Genomic DNA, 14,646 nt, shown 5'->3' with positions numbered 1-14,646 from the left:
CTAAAACAACATGCTGAAGTTCCTTTTTTCACGCTGACACAAAGATTTGGCATAACTCTGGCAACTTTAGTATTTTGCCCTAATATTCTCTTAATATAGTTTGTTGTAATACCTGCAGCAATGGAAATAACAAGGTTTCTCTCAGAAACTGCGCCTCTCATTTTCGCAAGAACATTTTCCATATCCTGAGGTTTTACTGCCAGAAGGATACTTTCGGCATTTTTTACGCCTTTTTCAATCGTATCAACGACCTCTATTTTTGAGTCTAAAAAGGACTGCAGCCTGCTTTTATCCACATCATAAACAGAAATATCTTTCTCTCTAAGAACTTGCGGAATAATTCCTTCCAATATGGCAGTTCCCATATTTCCAACACCAATAATAAAAAGTTTTTTCATTGAGTTTCCCGTAACCTAATAATAGCTCGCACATTATATAGACAGCCTAAAAAAATTCAATAAGGAAATAAATCAGAGTTCCTTCCTTACTTTCATCCTTGACGATTTACCTACTTTATGGTATTATTTTTTAAAAGGAGGCGATGAAAGTGATAATTACGATGACATCAAAACATCAAGTAACAATCCCGAAAAAGATAATGGATGTGCTTAGTCTAGGAAAAGGATCTATATTCGATGTGGCAATTTCTGAGAATAGAATTGAACTTATTCCTCTTGAGACAATAGAAAAAGTGTTTACAGAAGAAGAATATAAAAAACTAGACATGCTTTCCATGAAAGAAAAAGGGAAAGAAAAACTTGTAACAAAAAAATTCGTTGATAATTTAAAGGAAGGAAGCGTGAACTAAATGTCTTTACGCCTTTATTACCAGCCTTCTTTTGAAAGAAGCCTTAATCGTCTGGGTCATGGGCAGAGAAAAATAGTAGGATTAATATTAGAAGCATTAAATATTTATTATTCCAGTGGTTGTAATTTACTGAAGGCAAAGAAATTAGCCGCAAGATTTTTTTATAAACAACTCAGAAAGCCTTATTATGAGACTGGAATAGAAAGGAATATTCGCGTTCTTATAAGGAGAGAAGGCTCAAAGTGTATTGCTATATTAGCAGGGAATCATAATCAAATAAAACAGTTTTTGGCTAATATATAAAACCCATTTTTAACCTTAAAATCCATTTTCTATCATTGCGAACAGAGTGAAATATTATTCTCATCATCCGCCCATGTTGCAGGATTATTTATGACGTATTCTCTGATTTCCTGCAATGATTTATCGTTTCGGATAATGTGGTCGTAATAATTACGTTGCCAAATTTTGCTTGATTTATCTAAATTATTTTGTGTTATAAAATTCAAATATTTATTTGTGCATTTTGATTTAAATGAACAAATGATTTGTCCTAAATTCGTAGGGGATGGGCTTGCCTCATCCCGATTATTGATTATAATTATGCCATGAATATGATTGGGCATGATAATAAATGTGTCGATATCAACATTGTGGTATTGATTTGGAATATCAACCCATTGGTTTTGAATGATTTGCCCGATTTTGGTTAATTGTATTTGGGCAGGATTGTTGTCATGGGCGGAGGCTAGCCCCGCCCCTACAATTTCTGAATTATTAATTTTTGCAAATATATTCTGACGGTCTTTTGAACAAATCGTTACATAATAATATCCATTCTCTGAATAATCATATTCTTTTAATCTATTCTTTTTACGACTCGGGAATTTTTTCATTAATTTTATTTTTTCTAACGTCGTGGATTAGCGGTGGCAGTTAGCCATCCGTTGTATCCGGTTTGTTAGCCGATTGACTTGAATATGATTTCAGACCATCCGTCACATCTTTTCTTGTTTCTTGGCGGCATATCTCGCGATGCTATCATTATGGAGCCCTGCTTTACATATCTCCTCAATGTATTGTTCCTTCTGTGGCCAGAAGTATTGCGCAACACCATCGAGTACAACATACGGATCGACATCCTTTCTTGAAGAATTTATTCCAGTCAAGAATACGCCATTCTCGCTAAGGTTCAGCTTTACGTTCTCAAGAAAAGCTTTCCTAGCTTGATGCCCAACAACCATGTGCAAACAATCTGTGTCATATATGCAGTCATATTCCTTCTCTAGCTTTACTGGACAAGAAAAATCTTTGGAAAGAAATGTGCTATTATGTATTCTGACCGCGTGTTTAATGGCGACTTCTGAAATATCGATTCCGTCTACATTTGAGTATCCATTTCTAAATAACAACTTTGCAAGCTCTCCCGCACCACAGCCAACATCAAGAATGGACACTGTTTTGAGAATACCTACCGATTCACAACACCAGTTTAAACATTCTAATTTGTTCTCATACATCTGCGGAGTACTCCAAGAACTCCCGCTTTCCTGGAGCCTTGAATACTCTTCATTGTACCACTCAATATTTCTGCTCTTCATTGCATTCTCCTGGCTAACATTAATCATTGAACAGTCATTCTACTTTTATGCCAGATATATATCTTTGGCAGTATCTATTGAGCTCAAGTCCTTACGCTGTAAATCATCCGGTGAGTTTGCAAATAATGGGCTGATTTCTATTTTTATTTTTGCATTTCCATTTTTGTCAAACGGAATATCAATCCCTGCTTCCATGAGCCAGCGCGCACATCTATTTATATAGAGTTGCTTTCCGCTTTCAATAGAATCTATACCCGTTAAACTTTTTATTGGAGAGAATTCATCCTCGCGCATAACTTCCATGTTTGCGACATTTTCAGCAAACTTTAATGCATCAAAGATAAATGTTTCAAATTTTATTCCGTTCTTATCCTTTGGCTTAATATACTCGCCGCTATTATTCACATAAGGGATATTCTTTTCTGCTATATGATACGGAAGTCCTATCCCTTTCTCAGTAAGAGACTTTACAAACTCTGTATTTAATATATGAATTGCTATGCTTCCTGCATTAAATTTAAAAGAGCCGTCTTTATCTTTATCGCTCATATGCACTTGGGGTAAATCACTATATTCAATAACCGCATATTTCTTATCCATTATTACAACTGCTCCGACTTTTTCCGAAGGAGCAATTTTAGGGGTTACCTTATTTGACATCTGAGCACCTGTTTTTATATGATAACCTATAAAAACAGGGTCCAGGACATTGACAATAAGATTGTCCACCTGAAAGTAACTTATATATTCAATGCCCATTTCTATCATTTCATCAATAGCTCCACTATCCCTGAGAGCAAGCAAGGCTCCTCCATGTCCATTTGGACTCTTAAAAACTTCATGCTTTGAACTCATAAGAAACCTGCCATCTTTATTTATTGCAGGAAGCATTCTTTGAGAAAAAAATCGCACCTGATCTTTGTTCATGCCAAAATATTTATTGTGTTTAAAAAAATTTATTGTTTGCTTATGAAGCGGCTTGCTCGTCATAATGTACCACATGAGCCGGACATTATATTTCTGCTGTGCTTTAAGTATCTTCTCTGCATGAAATTGAAATATGCTGTTAGCGGATATTGGACCAATAGGATACGCTCCTTTTGGACCTTCAAAACCAAGCCTTGTACCCTGCCCTCCTGCAACAACAAAGCAAGCTACTTTACCATCTCTTATACATTGCTCGCCTATCTTTTTTGCCTCTCTCTGATGCAGTATTTCACGTTCAGTTCTTGGAATTTTAATAATTTCAGGGCTTTTAATATCATCAAATGATATAGAGATTTCCTTTCTTTCCATGTATTGGTTAACTAATTTCTCCATGAGCTCAAAATCAATACTCTCAATGTCCTGAAGAAGCCCTTTGCGTTGAGTATCATCTAACTGATTCCACCATTTAAGAACATGTTCCTGATTATAATCTTGCAACTTGTTTCTAATTTTATCTATGTTCATTCAATTCTCTTTTATCTCTACATAACAAATATTGACATGACTGATTCTATATGCTAGATTTTAGCATAACGCTAGATTATTCTAGCATACAAAAAAATAAGGAGCAATTATGAAAAAGTTTTCGCTGGTTATGTCTATAGCTTTGTTGCTTTCACTATGCTTAGGAGGATGTTCAACATTTAAGAAGTTCACAAGTGATAAAGAGTATGAAGACAACATAAAACAAGCTCAGATGGCTGCAATTAAAGGAGAAAACATTCCTTTGGAAAAGCCTGTTAAGGATACAATATTTGTAGAACCTAGTGCAAAGGAAAAAGTAATATTTTCTGACATCCTTTTTGATTATGATAGCTATCGTCTAGGAAAAGACACAATATCCACGTTGGAGAAAGTTGCTACATGGTTAAAAAAACATAGAAATATACGCCTAATGATTGAAGGACATTGCGATGAGCGGGGTTCCAGAAAGTATAACCTCATACTCGGCGAACAGAGAGCCTTGAGCGTGCGCAGATATCTAACAGGATTAGGTATCTCTCCGTCAAGATTATACACAATAACCTATGGAGAAGACAAACCTGTTGATACTGGACATGATGAAAAGGCCTGGGCAAAAAACAGAAGATCACATCTTCTAATTTCGCAGTAATCATCTTACTCCTTTTATGAAAAAAGTTAGATTATCCAACAAAATCCTGCTGTTCACTGTTCACTGTTTACTGGTTGCTGTTTTTCTATCAGGCTGTCTGATAACTAAGATAGCTACAAAAGAAGATGTTGGCACAATACAGGAAAGCCAGGTTGGACTAAGTGAGCAGATTCTCTTGTTAAAGGATGAGACAAGTAAGATAGAGGGCTCTCTGTCAGAAAAAGACAAACAACTTCGTGATCTTAAGGAACAAGTTGAGCTGTTTTGCACTCAATTTAGAGACCAATTAAATAATAATAGCATTGATACAAACAAAAATATTACATCTCTAAGTAATAACATTATCTCTATTCAAAAACAGATGGACCAGCTAAAGACTGCATATAATAACCTATTGAACATACAAAAGAAGGATAAGCAAAACTTTAACAAAAAAATTGAAATAGTGCTTGACGAACTTTTAGTGGAAATCGGAAAGATAAAAAAACAAATAAATATTTTAGCACCTGATGATGCTAAATTAAGCACTGAAAAATTAGAAGATGGAAAATATTACATTGTTCAGAAAGGCGATACACTAATTGAAATTGCTGTTCGTTTTGGGGTTCCTTCCAGAACAATTATTCAGGCAAACAACATTAAAGACCCTGACTTTTTATCTATTGGGCAAAAGCTGATTATTCCCAAGTATAGCGAATAAGGTAAACTTTAACTAAACAGGAGGCAAAATAAAATGTTTTTTTCAGGAATCAGTGACGAAGCAGGCAAACCCATAGAGACACAGATAAAGGCACATAAAGAACTTGGATGGAAATATCTGGAGATTAGGAATGTTGATGGAGAGAATCTAACGCTTATGCATGATTCTAAGTTTGATGAAGTGTATGGAAAAGTCAATGATGCCAAGATGAAGGTATCATGCTTCGCAGGCTGTATAGCCAATTGGTCAAGACCTATAACTGGTGATTTTCAACTGGATATAGATGAGTTAAAAAAGGCTATTCCCCGCATGAAAAAATTTGGGACAAAGTTTATCCGCATTATGAGCTGGCCAAATGACAAGGACAAACCTATAAAAGAGACTGAATGGGAAAAGAAGGCTATTGAGAGATTAAGAGAACTTTCAAAGATAGCAGAAGATGGTGAAATTATAATGGTGCATGAAAATTGCAGCGGATGGGCAGGGGAAAGTCCGGAAAATTCTCTAAAAATGCTTTCAGAAATCAATTCTCCAGCCTTGAAACTTGTGTTCGATACAGGAAATACTATGGCACACGGACAGGATGCTATGTATTTCTATTCAAAGGTAAAGAAAGATATCGTTTATGTACACATAAAGGACGCAATTATCACTCCTGATGGAAAATTTCAAACCACCTATTGCGGAGAAGGACGTGCTTACGTCCCAGAAATTCTTCAGGATATGAAAAATGCAGGATATGAAGACGGCGTTTCTATTGAGCCTCATCTTGCGGCAGCTGTGCATCTTGGCAAAGAGGCAACTAGTGAAGAGGCTTACAAAATCTATGTTACATACGGCAGGAAACTTATAGAGATAGTGAATAATCTAAAATAATATTTCAACTGCTTTTTCTAACTGAGGATCCATTGACTCGATCTGTTCTTTCATTGTTTTTTTGTACCATGAGTCGGGAATTTTGATTTCTATATCAGGCTGTATCCCTTTACCATCGATTAAGCTGCCATCAGGAATATAATATCTGGCAACAGTTAGACAAAGAGCTGTTTTATCAGGCAAATGAAAAATGCCTTGTACTGATCCCTTTCCAAAACTGGTTGTTCCTATTATGGTTGCGCGCTTATTACACTGCAAGGCACCGGCAACAATCTCCGCTGCGCTGGCACTGCCTTTATTTATCAGCACAACTAACGGCAAGAGTATATCTTCTTTGCTCTTTGTTGCTCTATATGTCTTAGTCTGATCTTTGCTCCGTCCCTTTGTCTTAACTATTAATCCATTAGATAAAAAACATTCTGATATCTCTACCGCCTGGTCAATAAATCCACCCGGATTATTTCTTAAATCTAAAATAAGAGACTTTATCTCTTTTTTATTTAAACTATTTATGGCATCTTTAAAACTCTTTAATGTTCCGTTTCCAAAATCTACAATTCTAATATATCCAATGCTATCGTTTATTAATTTAGAATAAACTGATTTAAGTTCTATGATTTTTCTAATAATTTCAAAATGTAAAAGCTTTTGATGTTTCCCGCGTTCTATATGCAATAAAACTTTTGTCTCTTCTTCTCCTCTAAGTTTTTTTACCACTTCTGACAATGACCATCCAACGCAGCTTATTCCGTCTATTTTCACAACAACATCCCCGGGCTTTATTCCAACTTTATCTGCAGGAGTACCTTCTATAGGTGAAATAACTATAACTTTATTATCCCTTATTCCTATAACTATGCCCAGTCCCCCATATTCCCCTTTTTCAAATATCTTAACTTCGCCATACGCTTCCTGTGGTATAAACTGGCTGTACGGATCCCCAAGACTCTTAACCATACTATCAACAGCACTATATATAAGATCTTTGGGTTCTGTTTTATCTATGTAGCGGACCTGGATAATATCAAAAGTCTTTAAGAAAATTTTTGTTCTTTTATACCCGGGAGTTGCAAAATTTCTCCATAGATTTCGACCTCCATAAATCAATAGAACAACAATTAAAAGATACGTCAGCTTCTGAAGATTATGGAACCTGTTTTCTCCAGCCAATTCTATTCCCTCCCTAAAATAGTCAAAACAAATAAGCCTCCTGTCCCCAAAGCATTCGGGGTGCAGGAGGCTTAAAAAACATATGCTGCTATTCTATAACAGCTAAGATGTCTTCCTCTTTCATTATCAGATGCTCTTCCCCGTCAATTTGTACTTCTGTGCCTGCGTATGATGCAAAAATAACTTTGTCGCCTTTTTTAACACTCATTGATTGTTTCTTCCCATCTTCCAACACTTTTCCACTGCCAACAGCTATAATCTTACCCTTTTGCGGTTTTTCCTTAGCTGTATCGGGAAGAATTATACCTCCCTTTGTCTTATCTTCAGCTTCTAATCTCTTTATAATAACTCTGTCTTCTAAAGGTACTAATTTCATATCTTGTCTCCTCGTAAATTTATAGGGGCACGGAAAACCATGCCCCTAAACTAACTAGTTTCTATCTTAATACATTCCTCCGCCCATTCCGCCGCCCATTCCGCCGCCGCCAGGCATTGGAGGCATCTTTTCCTTTTCAGGAACGTCTGTTACAAGCGCTTCTGTTGTAAGCAGTAATCCTGCAATGCTTGCTGCATTCTGAAGAGCGGTCCTTGTTACTTTTGTCGGATCCACAATACCTGCTGCAAACATGTCCTCATATTTACCATCCTGCACATTAAATCCAACATTTTTCTCTTTTTTAAGAAGCTCCTGAACAACAATGGCTCCTTCAACTCCAGCATTATTCACAAGCTGTCTTACTGGCTCTTCAAGAGCACGCTTGATAATGTTAAGCCCAATAGCTTCGTCTCCCTTCAGTGCCATTTTCCCGAGATCAGATATGCATCTAAGCAAGGCAACTCCGCCGCCTGCAACTACGCCCTCTTCAACAGCGGCCCTGGTTGCATGAAGCGCATCTTCAACTCTTGCCTTCTTTTCCTTCATCTCTGTCTCTGTTGCAGCTCCAACATTAATAACCGCAACTCCGCCGGCAAGCTTTGCCAGTCTTTCCTGTAGCTTTTCCTTATCATAATCTGATGTTGTATCATCTATTTGCGTACGAATCTGAGATATTCTGCCGTCTATATCTTTTCTATTTCCTGCTCCTTCAATAATAGTTGTATTTTCCTTATCTATTGTAACGCGCTTTGCTCTTCCCAAATCGTTAAGAGTGATATTCTCTAATTTGATTCCGAGATCCTCAGAGATTGCTTTTCCTCCTGTAAGAGTAGCAATATCTTCAAGCATTGCCTTTCTTCTATCTCCAAAACCCGGAGCCTTGACACATGCGCATTTTAGAGTGCCTCTAATCTTATTCACAACCATTGTTGCCAGAGCTTCTCCTTCAACTTCTTCAGCAAGAATTAAGAATGGAGTACCTGATTGCGCTACTTTTTCCAATAACGGAAGCAAATCCTTCATACTGGAAATTTTCTTTTCATGAATAAGGATGTATGGATTCTCAAGAACCACTTCCATTCTTTCTGCGTCAGTTACAAAATAGGGAGACAAATAACCTCTGTCAAACTGCATACCTTCTACGATATCCAGAGTTGTATCCATTCCCTTTGCTTCCTCAACTGTGATAACTCCATCCTTGCCAACCTTATCCATAGCGTCTGCTATTATGTTTCCAATTGTTGGATCATTGTTTGCAGAGATTGTGGCAACCTGAGAGATTTCTTTTTTGTCTTTGACCGGCTTGCTCAAGCCCTTAAGGCTTTTCACAACATTATCTACTGCCTTTTCAATTCCTCTTTTAAGCGCCATTGGATTTGCACCGGCTGTCACATTCCTGAGCCCCTCTCTATATATTGATTCCGCAAGTACTGTAGCTGTTGTGGTTCCGTCACCTGCTACGTCAGAAGTCTTTGACGCAACTTCCTTTACCATCTGAGCGCCCATATTCTCATATGGCTCTTCCAATTCAATTTCCTTTGCAACTGTAACACCGTCCTTTGTAATTGTTGGAGATCCGAATTTCTTGTCCAATACAACGTTTCTGCCCTTTGGCCCAAGTGTTACCTTTACAGCCCTACTAAGCTGCTCAACACCGCTTAAAATTGCCTTTCTTGCTTCTTCGCCAAACTTTAACTGTTTTGCCATCTTGTATTACTCCTTTCTTTATGTTTTTATCTTTAGTTCTTAAAAATTCCCATTACATCTTCCTGCTTCATAATTATATACTCTTCGCCATCAATCTTTATATCCGTACCTGCATACTTACCAATAAGTAGCTTGTCCCCCTTTTTAACCTCAAGAGAAACTAGTTTTCCTTCATCTGTCCTTCTCCCCTCTCCTACAGCAATAACCTCTGCTTTTTGAGACTTTTCCTTAGCCGTATCAGGAACTATTATGCTTCCTATCTTGTCCTCCTCTTCTAATCTCTTAACTAAGATCCTATCAGCTAGTGGCTTAACCGTCATATTTCCTCACCCCCCCCCTTCTAACTTATTATAAATTTCATCAAATTTTTAGCACTCTTTCGTCTAGAGTGCTAAAAATAGCAACTTTCTCTACCCATGTCAAGAGGAAAATAGAAAAAAGTGAAAAAATATTAAAACCAGTCCACATTCTCTAAATATTCTATATCATAAATAACATCTTCTACACTCATTGCTTCTACTGTTATTATAGGATTCAGATTCTTCTCTTTTAACCTGTGAGATATTTGTTGAAAATTTATGTTGCCCTTTTCAAATGCAAGATGAGAATCTCTATCACCGTTATTGTCTGAGAGATGAATTTTAAATATTCTGTCTGCGCATATGTCAAAATAATCAAGAACAGGTTTATCTCCAAATACATTAAAATGCGCAATGTCAAAACACATACCAAAGTTCTCTGAACCAATTTCATTAAGAAGTCGGATAACTATTTCCGGAGAATTTTCCAGGCAATTTTCAATTGCTATCTTAATTTCTTTTTCTTCTGCAATAGTTTTTATCTCTTTCCACAAATCCAATGATGTCTCAAACCAGATATCTTTAATTGATTCATGAAAAGCTGGTGAATATCCAGTATGCAACACCAGATTCTTTATGTCCATTTTATTACAAAACTGAATAGACTGAACAAATCTTTCCCTTGTTAGACTTCTTACTTTTGGATCCTCGCTTCCCGGATTTAAGTCAATATATGGGCCGTGACAACTGGTTCTTATATCTTCTTCTAAACAAAAGTTTTTAACCTTTCTCATTTCCTTAAGAGGTAAGCAATCCAGCTCAGCAGGATTTATATATATTTCAAGATTAATGTGATAATCCGCTATATCCTTCAGGTGTTTAAGAAGCATATCAAACGGCGCATGAAAATAAATATCAAACTTCATAGTTACTTTCCTATACAGAATTTTGCGAATATTCTATCCAGCACTTCATTATTCACTGTTTCTCCTGTTATTTGGCCAAGAGAGTCCAGAGCATTCTTCAGGTCAAGAGAGACAAACTCTTCGGTTAATTTTGTTCTTGTCATAGTATGAATAACATGATCTAAACTCTTTTGCGCATTTAACAGCGATTCCTTATGTCTCATATTAACACATACAGAGGACTGATGGTGCTTAAACTTAGATAATGTTATATCAAACATTGTGTTTTTGAGCTCATCGATTCCAATTTCCTCCTTTGCAGATATTCTTAAAATTATCCCTTTAGGAACAAGTTTATAAATATCAGATATCTTTGTTTTAGATGGTAGATCTATTTTATTAAGCAGTACAATAGTATGCCTCCCTTCAACAAGTTCAAACAGTTTCTTATCATTGGAATCAATCGTGGTGTTTGCATCTAACATGAAGAGTATAAGGTCAGCTTCTAAGAGTTTTTTCTTGCTTCTGGCAATGCCTATTCTTTCTACAATATTGCTTACAGGTTGTAAGCCGGCAGTGTCTATTAGTATGAAGGAAAGTCCTTGTATGTGAATGTGCCCCTCTACTGTGTCTCTTGTGGTTCCGGGAATCTCTGTTACTATGGCTCTCTCTTCTTCCATAAGCATATTCAAAAGGCTGGATTTCCCAACATTTGGTTTGCCAGCAATAACAGTCCTTACCCCATGCCTAAAAATCTCCCCCTGATCAGCAGTGTCAATTAAAGCCTCAATCTTTTTCTGCATCTTCTTAACTGAAGATAATATAGTACCTCTGCTTATTGAGCTAACTTCATCCTCGGGAAAGTTAAGTAATGCTTCTATACGCACCAGTAAATCAAGCAATTCTATACGTAATTTTTTTATTTTAACAGATAATTTGCCTGATAGCTGCTGCGCTGCTAATTTCAATCCTTTTGACGACATGCTTCTTATCAAGTCTATTACTGACTCAGCTTGTGACAGGTCTATTCTACCGTTTAAAAACGCTCTTTTAGTAAATTCACCCGGCTGCGCTGTACGTGCACCGTGTCTTAATGCAAGCTCTAGAATAGATATTAAAATTAAAACCCCGCTATGACAATTAATCTCCACAACATCTTCTTTTGTGTATGAATGAGGAGCCTTCATTACGGAAACCAGTACTTCATCAAGAACAGTTTTTCCCTTAATAATATATCCAAAATGAAGCGTATGAGATTTTTGCTTTTCTAGATTTATGTTTTTCTTTGGCTTGAATATTTTTGAGGCAATCTTTATTGCATCCGGCCCGCTTAGCCTTATAATCCCTATTCCACCCTCGCCAAGCGAAGTTGATATTGCTGCTATTGTATCTGTGGTCATAATAATGTTCCTTCCGTCATTGCCGAGAGACAAAGTCCCTAACGCTTTCGGGATTGTGTAGTAGGGGCTCAATATTTTGAGCCCAATCCCCTTTTCTTCTTGTGATTTTTATGTAGGGGACAGGCATGCCTATCCCTTTGCTTTATTACGTCATTCTCCGATTTAATCGGGGAATCCAGATGTTTAAGATTTGACATTGTTTTTTAAAGGTCGCTGTCCATATTTATCCTTATTTAGAATCATTTTTCTCCTGAAAAAAACTCAAAATTTCTTTAGCCGATTGACTTGAAGGATTAAGGCGAAGAGCTTCTTTAATTTCTAAAAAAGCTGGAGCGAATTTTTTCTGATTTAAATAAACAATGGACAATGCTTGATGACTTTCTGATTCATTAGGACAGAGATTAACAAATGTCTTCGCCTTTTTACAGGCAAGCCCTAATCTACCTTGTTTAGTATCATAATTAACATTTTCTGGGGTTAAATACTTTAAATTTGAAAAATCCTTTTTCCTGATTTTTGGCCTTTTAAAATCACGATTAATAAAAAGGAATAAAATCAACGTTGTTAAAAGAACAAGGCAAAATAAGTGACGCTGTTTTCTTATTCTACTATTATTAATCAACCAATCTACTGAGAAGGCAGCGAACAAAATTAAACACCCTACTGCAGGGAGCCGATAACGGGAGGTAACAAGAAAGGCGACAACCCAGAGGATATTGCATAGGGTAAAGAAGAATAAAAGAAGAGATTTTTTATTTAAAGAAAGAAATAGACCAAGAATACCCAGGGGGATGAGAAGACCAAAACTAAATAATGGAAATTTAAGGCTTTTGGTGATTTTGGTCAAGAGGTAGATATTCAGATTCTGCGGCCATTCATAACTGTTGAAAAAGAACATAAATTTTTTTCCCTGAAGTTTCCAGAAAACCTTGGAAAAAACAGGTGCTAAAGGTTCCTTGGGATACATAAAAAGACCGATTGAATCAATGCTATTGCCAATCTTGTAATTAATCGGTCCATTGGAGCAGATAGGAATAAATTCAGAAGATGTTTGCCAATTCCTGACTGTCACAGGAGAGATGATTATTAACATTAAGAGAACGACAATTGTCCAGGATAAAAATGGATTAAATTTCTTTTTTGGATATACCAACAATCCAATGAGCAAAAAAGGAAGAAACAGCAGAATGGTTGGTTTAGCCAAAGCGGCCAATCCCAGCACCAAACCCCCTAAAATCCACCTTTTATAATCTTTTTTCCTTAATGCCCAATAAATGATAAAGATAGTAAAAATATTTAAAAATAGAATCAAACTATCGCTTAAAAGGGGCACAGAATAAAAGATGGATGGTCGATAAAAGGCGGCAAAGAAAGCGGCAAGAAGGCCCACTCTTTTATTAAAAAGCCATTTACCCAGGAAGAATAAAAGGAGACAAAGAAGGGTGTCCAGAAGAATTTGAATAAAAGCAACGGCAAAATAATTACTACTACCGAACATTTTATAAATTCCAGCAACAAAATAGGGATAGCCTGGAGCTATATAAAAAACGTTACCGTCCCCAATCCATGGATTTTTTACAATATTGTTTGCCAAGACATCAAAGGTTTTTTGGTCCAGTCCTTTCATTAAACTGGCATTGAAGAAGACAGTTGGGTAGAATTCAAGAAGGTAAGAGAGTCTAAGAGAGAAAGCAAAAATAAGGATGATGCCCAGATAAATATAGGGAGATTTCCAACGTCTGATTGGGGATGCATTCATGCTATTTTATAATCCTCGTCAATTTACAAAAGGCTCCCTGATTTAATCAATATTTTTGCTCCTTGAATATTGATTAAATTGTATCACATAACCCTATTATTTTAAATATCTGTCTGAGATTAAAGAAAAGCAAAGGGACAGGCATGCCTGTCCCCTACTGGATTCCTCGACCAAGTCAGAGAATGACAAAGAAATTGTTTTAAGTTGTGTAAATATTTACTTTTTAAAGAGGTCGGAGTGAGTTCCCATTCGTTCAAATCTGATATACTTCTTGTCTTTCTTATAAATCAGTAACCAGTCAGATTCAATATGGCAGTCTCGACGACCTGTATAGTTTCCAGTAAGACCATGGTCACGATGAATTGGATCAAGAGACCTGCCTTCAAGAAGTGTGCTGACAATGATCTTGAATTTTTCGAGATTTTTGCCCCGCTTCTTGCTTCGTTTGATATCCTTCTCAAACTGTCTGGTATAGACAGGTGCGAGCATCAGATTCCCAGCTTCTTAAACATGTCGTCTGCATTCTTGCACACGATTAGATCTCGTCCGGAATCGGCGCTTTCGAATGTATTGAGCGTGGTTTTATTAGGAATTACAACATCAAAAGGGAGCCCTTTTCGCAATGTTGCCTGACGATAGAACATTGTAATCGCCTGAGTTGCTGAAATACCAAGTCTATGGAATAGACGTTCCGCATTGTTCTTCAAATCTGGTTCAATTCGAGCTCTGATTGTTGCTGTCTTAGACATTTTATCCTCCATTTGCCATCAATATAGCACAATTGGGATACATTGACAAGACTATTTGTCAACCACATTTAGAAATGTCCGCTTTTAAAACATTTAGAAATGTCCTATTTTGTTAAGATTAGTAGTAGTAAATTTTTCTTTTTGATCAAACTTTTTCTTTTTGTTAATTATGTGCATATTGTGGATAACTCCTTG

General features: G+C 36.6%; 18 protein-coding genes. 5 read left to right on the top strand and 13 right to left on the bottom strand.

Annotated features, from left to right (window positions below):
- The coding region (locus Q7J67_08675; GenBank protein MDO9465355.1) for an NAD(P)-binding domain-containing protein at positions 1-398 on the bottom strand (398 nt) is incomplete at its 3' end.
- Positions 399-541: 143 nt separating this feature from the next.
- On the opposite strand from Q7J67_08675, the gene Q7J67_08670 reads away from it, so the two are divergent.
- Together Q7J67_08670 and Q7J67_08665 are read left to right on the top strand one after the other, a co-directional pair.
- Positions 542-808, top strand: a complete 267-nt coding sequence (locus Q7J67_08670; GenBank protein MDO9465354.1) for an AbrB/MazE/SpoVT family DNA-binding domain-containing protein — start codon at positions 542-544, stop codon at positions 806-808.
- Positions 809-1,111 (top strand): hypothetical protein, encoded by a 303-nt coding sequence (locus Q7J67_08665; GenBank protein MDO9465353.1) that lies wholly within the window; start codon positions 809-811, stop codon positions 1,109-1,111.
- A gap of 32 nt (positions 1,112-1,143) precedes the next feature.
- Here the strand turns inward: Q7J67_08665 and Q7J67_08660 are convergent, their stop codons facing one another.
- The 3 genes from Q7J67_08660 to Q7J67_08650 all read right to left on the bottom strand — a co-directional run bounded on the left by Q7J67_08660 (position 1,144) and on the right by Q7J67_08650 (position 3,861).
- On the bottom strand, positions 1,144-1,704 hold the full coding sequence (locus tag Q7J67_08660; protein ID MDO9465352.1) for a transposase: 561 nt from the start codon (positions 1,702-1,704) through the stop codon (positions 1,144-1,146).
- Positions 1,705-1,806: 102 nt separating this feature from the next.
- Positions 1,807-2,409, bottom strand: coding sequence for a class I SAM-dependent methyltransferase (locus Q7J67_08655; protein ID MDO9465351.1), 603 nt, complete (start codon positions 2,407-2,409; stop codon positions 1,807-1,809).
- 45 nt (positions 2,410-2,454) lie between these two features.
- A complete protein-coding gene (locus Q7J67_08650; protein ID MDO9465350.1) occupies positions 2,455-3,861 on the bottom strand; it encodes a UDPGP type 1 family protein in 1,407 nt (468 codons plus the stop codon).
- Between the two features lie 109 nt (positions 3,862-3,970).
- Between Q7J67_08650 and Q7J67_08645 the strand changes: the two genes are divergently transcribed.
- Genes Q7J67_08645 through Q7J67_08635 form a run of 3 tightly spaced genes read left to right on the top strand, consistent with a single transcriptional unit; the run spans position 3,971 to position 6,086 of the window.
- Positions 3,971-4,510, top strand: coding sequence for an OmpA family protein (locus tag Q7J67_08645; protein MDO9465349.1), 540 nt, complete (start codon positions 3,971-3,973; stop codon positions 4,508-4,510).
- 16 nt (positions 4,511-4,526) lie between these two features.
- Complete coding sequence (locus tag Q7J67_08640) at positions 4,527-5,210, top strand: LysM peptidoglycan-binding domain-containing protein (GenBank protein MDO9465348.1); 684 nt, start codon at positions 4,527-4,529, stop codon at positions 5,208-5,210.
- A 33-nt stretch (positions 5,211-5,243) separates the two neighbouring features.
- Positions 5,244-6,086: a sugar phosphate isomerase/epimerase gene (locus Q7J67_08635; protein MDO9465347.1), complete on the top strand. Its 843-nt coding sequence runs from the start codon at positions 5,244-5,246 to the stop codon at positions 6,084-6,086.
- Here Q7J67_08635 and Q7J67_08630 read toward each other — a convergent pair.
- The 9 genes from Q7J67_08630 to Q7J67_08590 form a co-directional block, all read right to left on the bottom strand.
- Positions 6,078-7,256, bottom strand: a complete 1,179-nt coding sequence (locus Q7J67_08630) for a S41 family peptidase (GenBank protein MDO9465346.1) — start codon at positions 7,254-7,256, stop codon at positions 6,078-6,080. The two genes, Q7J67_08635 and Q7J67_08630, sit on opposite strands and share 9 nt — an antisense overlap.
- An 88-nt stretch (positions 7,257-7,344) precedes the next feature.
- The gene (gene groES, locus Q7J67_08625; GenBank protein ID MDO9465345.1) at positions 7,345-7,632 is read right to left on the bottom strand and encodes a co-chaperone GroES; all 288 of its coding nucleotides are present in this window, start codon (positions 7,630-7,632) and stop codon (positions 7,345-7,347) included.
- A 66-nt stretch (positions 7,633-7,698) separates the two neighbouring features.
- The gene (gene groL / locus Q7J67_08620; GenBank protein ID MDO9465344.1) at positions 7,699-9,339 is read right to left on the bottom strand and encodes a chaperonin GroEL; all 1,641 of its coding nucleotides are present in this window, start codon (positions 9,337-9,339) and stop codon (positions 7,699-7,701) included.
- Positions 9,340-9,371: 32 nt separating this feature from the next.
- Positions 9,372-9,659 carry a co-chaperone GroES gene (locus Q7J67_08615; GenBank protein MDO9465343.1) on the bottom strand — a complete coding sequence of 96 codons (288 nt, stop codon included), beginning with the start codon at positions 9,657-9,659 and terminating at the stop codon, positions 9,372-9,374.
- Positions 9,660-9,790: 131 nt separating this feature from the next.
- Positions 9,791-10,564, bottom strand: a complete 774-nt coding sequence (locus Q7J67_08610) for a sugar phosphate isomerase/epimerase family protein (protein ID MDO9465342.1) — start codon at positions 10,562-10,564, stop codon at positions 9,791-9,793.
- A gap of 2 nt (positions 10,565-10,566) precedes the next feature.
- The gene (gene mnmE / locus Q7J67_08605; protein ID MDO9465341.1) at positions 10,567-11,943 is read right to left on the bottom strand and encodes a tRNA uridine-5-carboxymethylaminomethyl(34) synthesis GTPase MnmE; all 1,377 of its coding nucleotides are present in this window, start codon (positions 11,941-11,943) and stop codon (positions 10,567-10,569) included.
- A gap of 229 nt (positions 11,944-12,172) precedes the next feature.
- The gene (locus Q7J67_08600; protein MDO9465340.1) at positions 12,173-13,537 is read right to left on the bottom strand and encodes a glycosyltransferase family 39 protein; all 1,365 of its coding nucleotides are present in this window, start codon (positions 13,535-13,537) and stop codon (positions 12,173-12,175) included.
- A 381-nt stretch (positions 13,538-13,918) separates the two neighbouring features.
- Positions 13,919-14,191, bottom strand: a complete 273-nt coding sequence (locus tag Q7J67_08595) for a type II toxin-antitoxin system YafQ family toxin (protein MDO9465339.1) — start codon at positions 14,189-14,191, stop codon at positions 13,919-13,921.
- The gene (locus tag Q7J67_08590) at positions 14,191-14,451 is read right to left on the bottom strand and encodes a type II toxin-antitoxin system RelB/DinJ family antitoxin (GenBank protein MDO9465338.1); all 261 of its coding nucleotides are present in this window, start codon (positions 14,449-14,451) and stop codon (positions 14,191-14,193) included. Before Q7J67_08590 ends, Q7J67_08595 begins: the two co-directional genes overlap by 1 nt.
- Positions 14,452-14,646: the final 195 nt, after the last annotated feature.

This window comes from bacterium (genome assembly GCA_030652805.1).
Classification (GTDB): Bacteria; JAHJDO01; JAHJDO01; order JAHJDO01; family JAHJDO01; genus JAHJDO01.
Note: the sequence above shows the minus strand (reverse complement) of the source record. Positions and strands in the feature narration are given on the sequence as shown.

Excerpts from the sequence above, each read along its gene's own strand:
- groES (MDO9465345.1), bottom strand. The coding sequence starts at position 7,632 with ATGAAATTAGTACCTTTAGAAGACAGAGTTATTATAAAGAGATTAGAA.
- Q7J67_08655 (MDO9465351.1), bottom strand. The coding sequence starts at position 2,409 with ATGAAGAGCAGAAATATTGAGTGGTACAATGAAGAGTATTCAAGGCTC.
- Q7J67_08670 (MDO9465354.1), top strand. The coding sequence starts at position 542 with ATGAAAGTGATAATTACGATGACATCAAAACATCAAGTAACAATCCCG.
- Q7J67_08645 (MDO9465349.1), top strand. The coding sequence starts at position 3,971 with ATGAAAAAGTTTTCGCTGGTTATGTCTATAGCTTTGTTGCTTTCACTA.
- mnmE (MDO9465341.1), bottom strand. The coding sequence starts at position 11,943 with ATGACCACAGATACAATAGCAGCAATATCAACTTCGCTTGGCGAGGGT.
- Q7J67_08590 (MDO9465338.1), bottom strand. The coding sequence starts at position 14,451 with ATGTCTAAGACAGCAACAATCAGAGCTCGAATTGAACCAGATTTGAAG.
- Q7J67_08610 (MDO9465342.1), bottom strand. The coding sequence starts at position 10,564 with ATGAAGTTTGATATTTATTTTCATGCGCCGTTTGATATGCTTCTTAAA.
- Q7J67_08665 (MDO9465353.1), top strand. The coding sequence starts at position 809 with ATGTCTTTACGCCTTTATTACCAGCCTTCTTTTGAAAGAAGCCTTAAT.
- Q7J67_08595 (MDO9465339.1), bottom strand. The coding sequence starts at position 14,191 with ATGCTCGCACCTGTCTATACCAGACAGTTTGAGAAGGATATCAAACGA.
- groL (MDO9465344.1), bottom strand. The coding sequence starts at position 9,339 with ATGGCAAAACAGTTAAAGTTTGGCGAAGAAGCAAGAAAGGCAATTTTA.
- Q7J67_08640 (MDO9465348.1), top strand. The coding sequence starts at position 4,527 with ATGAAAAAAGTTAGATTATCCAACAAAATCCTGCTGTTCACTGTTCAC.
- Q7J67_08615 (MDO9465343.1), bottom strand. The coding sequence starts at position 9,659 with ATGACGGTTAAGCCACTAGCTGATAGGATCTTAGTTAAGAGATTAGAA.
- Q7J67_08635 (MDO9465347.1), top strand. The coding sequence starts at position 5,244 with ATGTTTTTTTCAGGAATCAGTGACGAAGCAGGCAAACCCATAGAGACA.
- Q7J67_08650 (MDO9465350.1), bottom strand. The coding sequence starts at position 3,861 with ATGAACATAGATAAAATTAGAAACAAGTTGCAAGATTATAATCAGGAA.
- Q7J67_08660 (MDO9465352.1), bottom strand. The coding sequence starts at position 1,704 with ATGAAAAAATTCCCGAGTCGTAAAAAGAATAGATTAAAAGAATATGAT.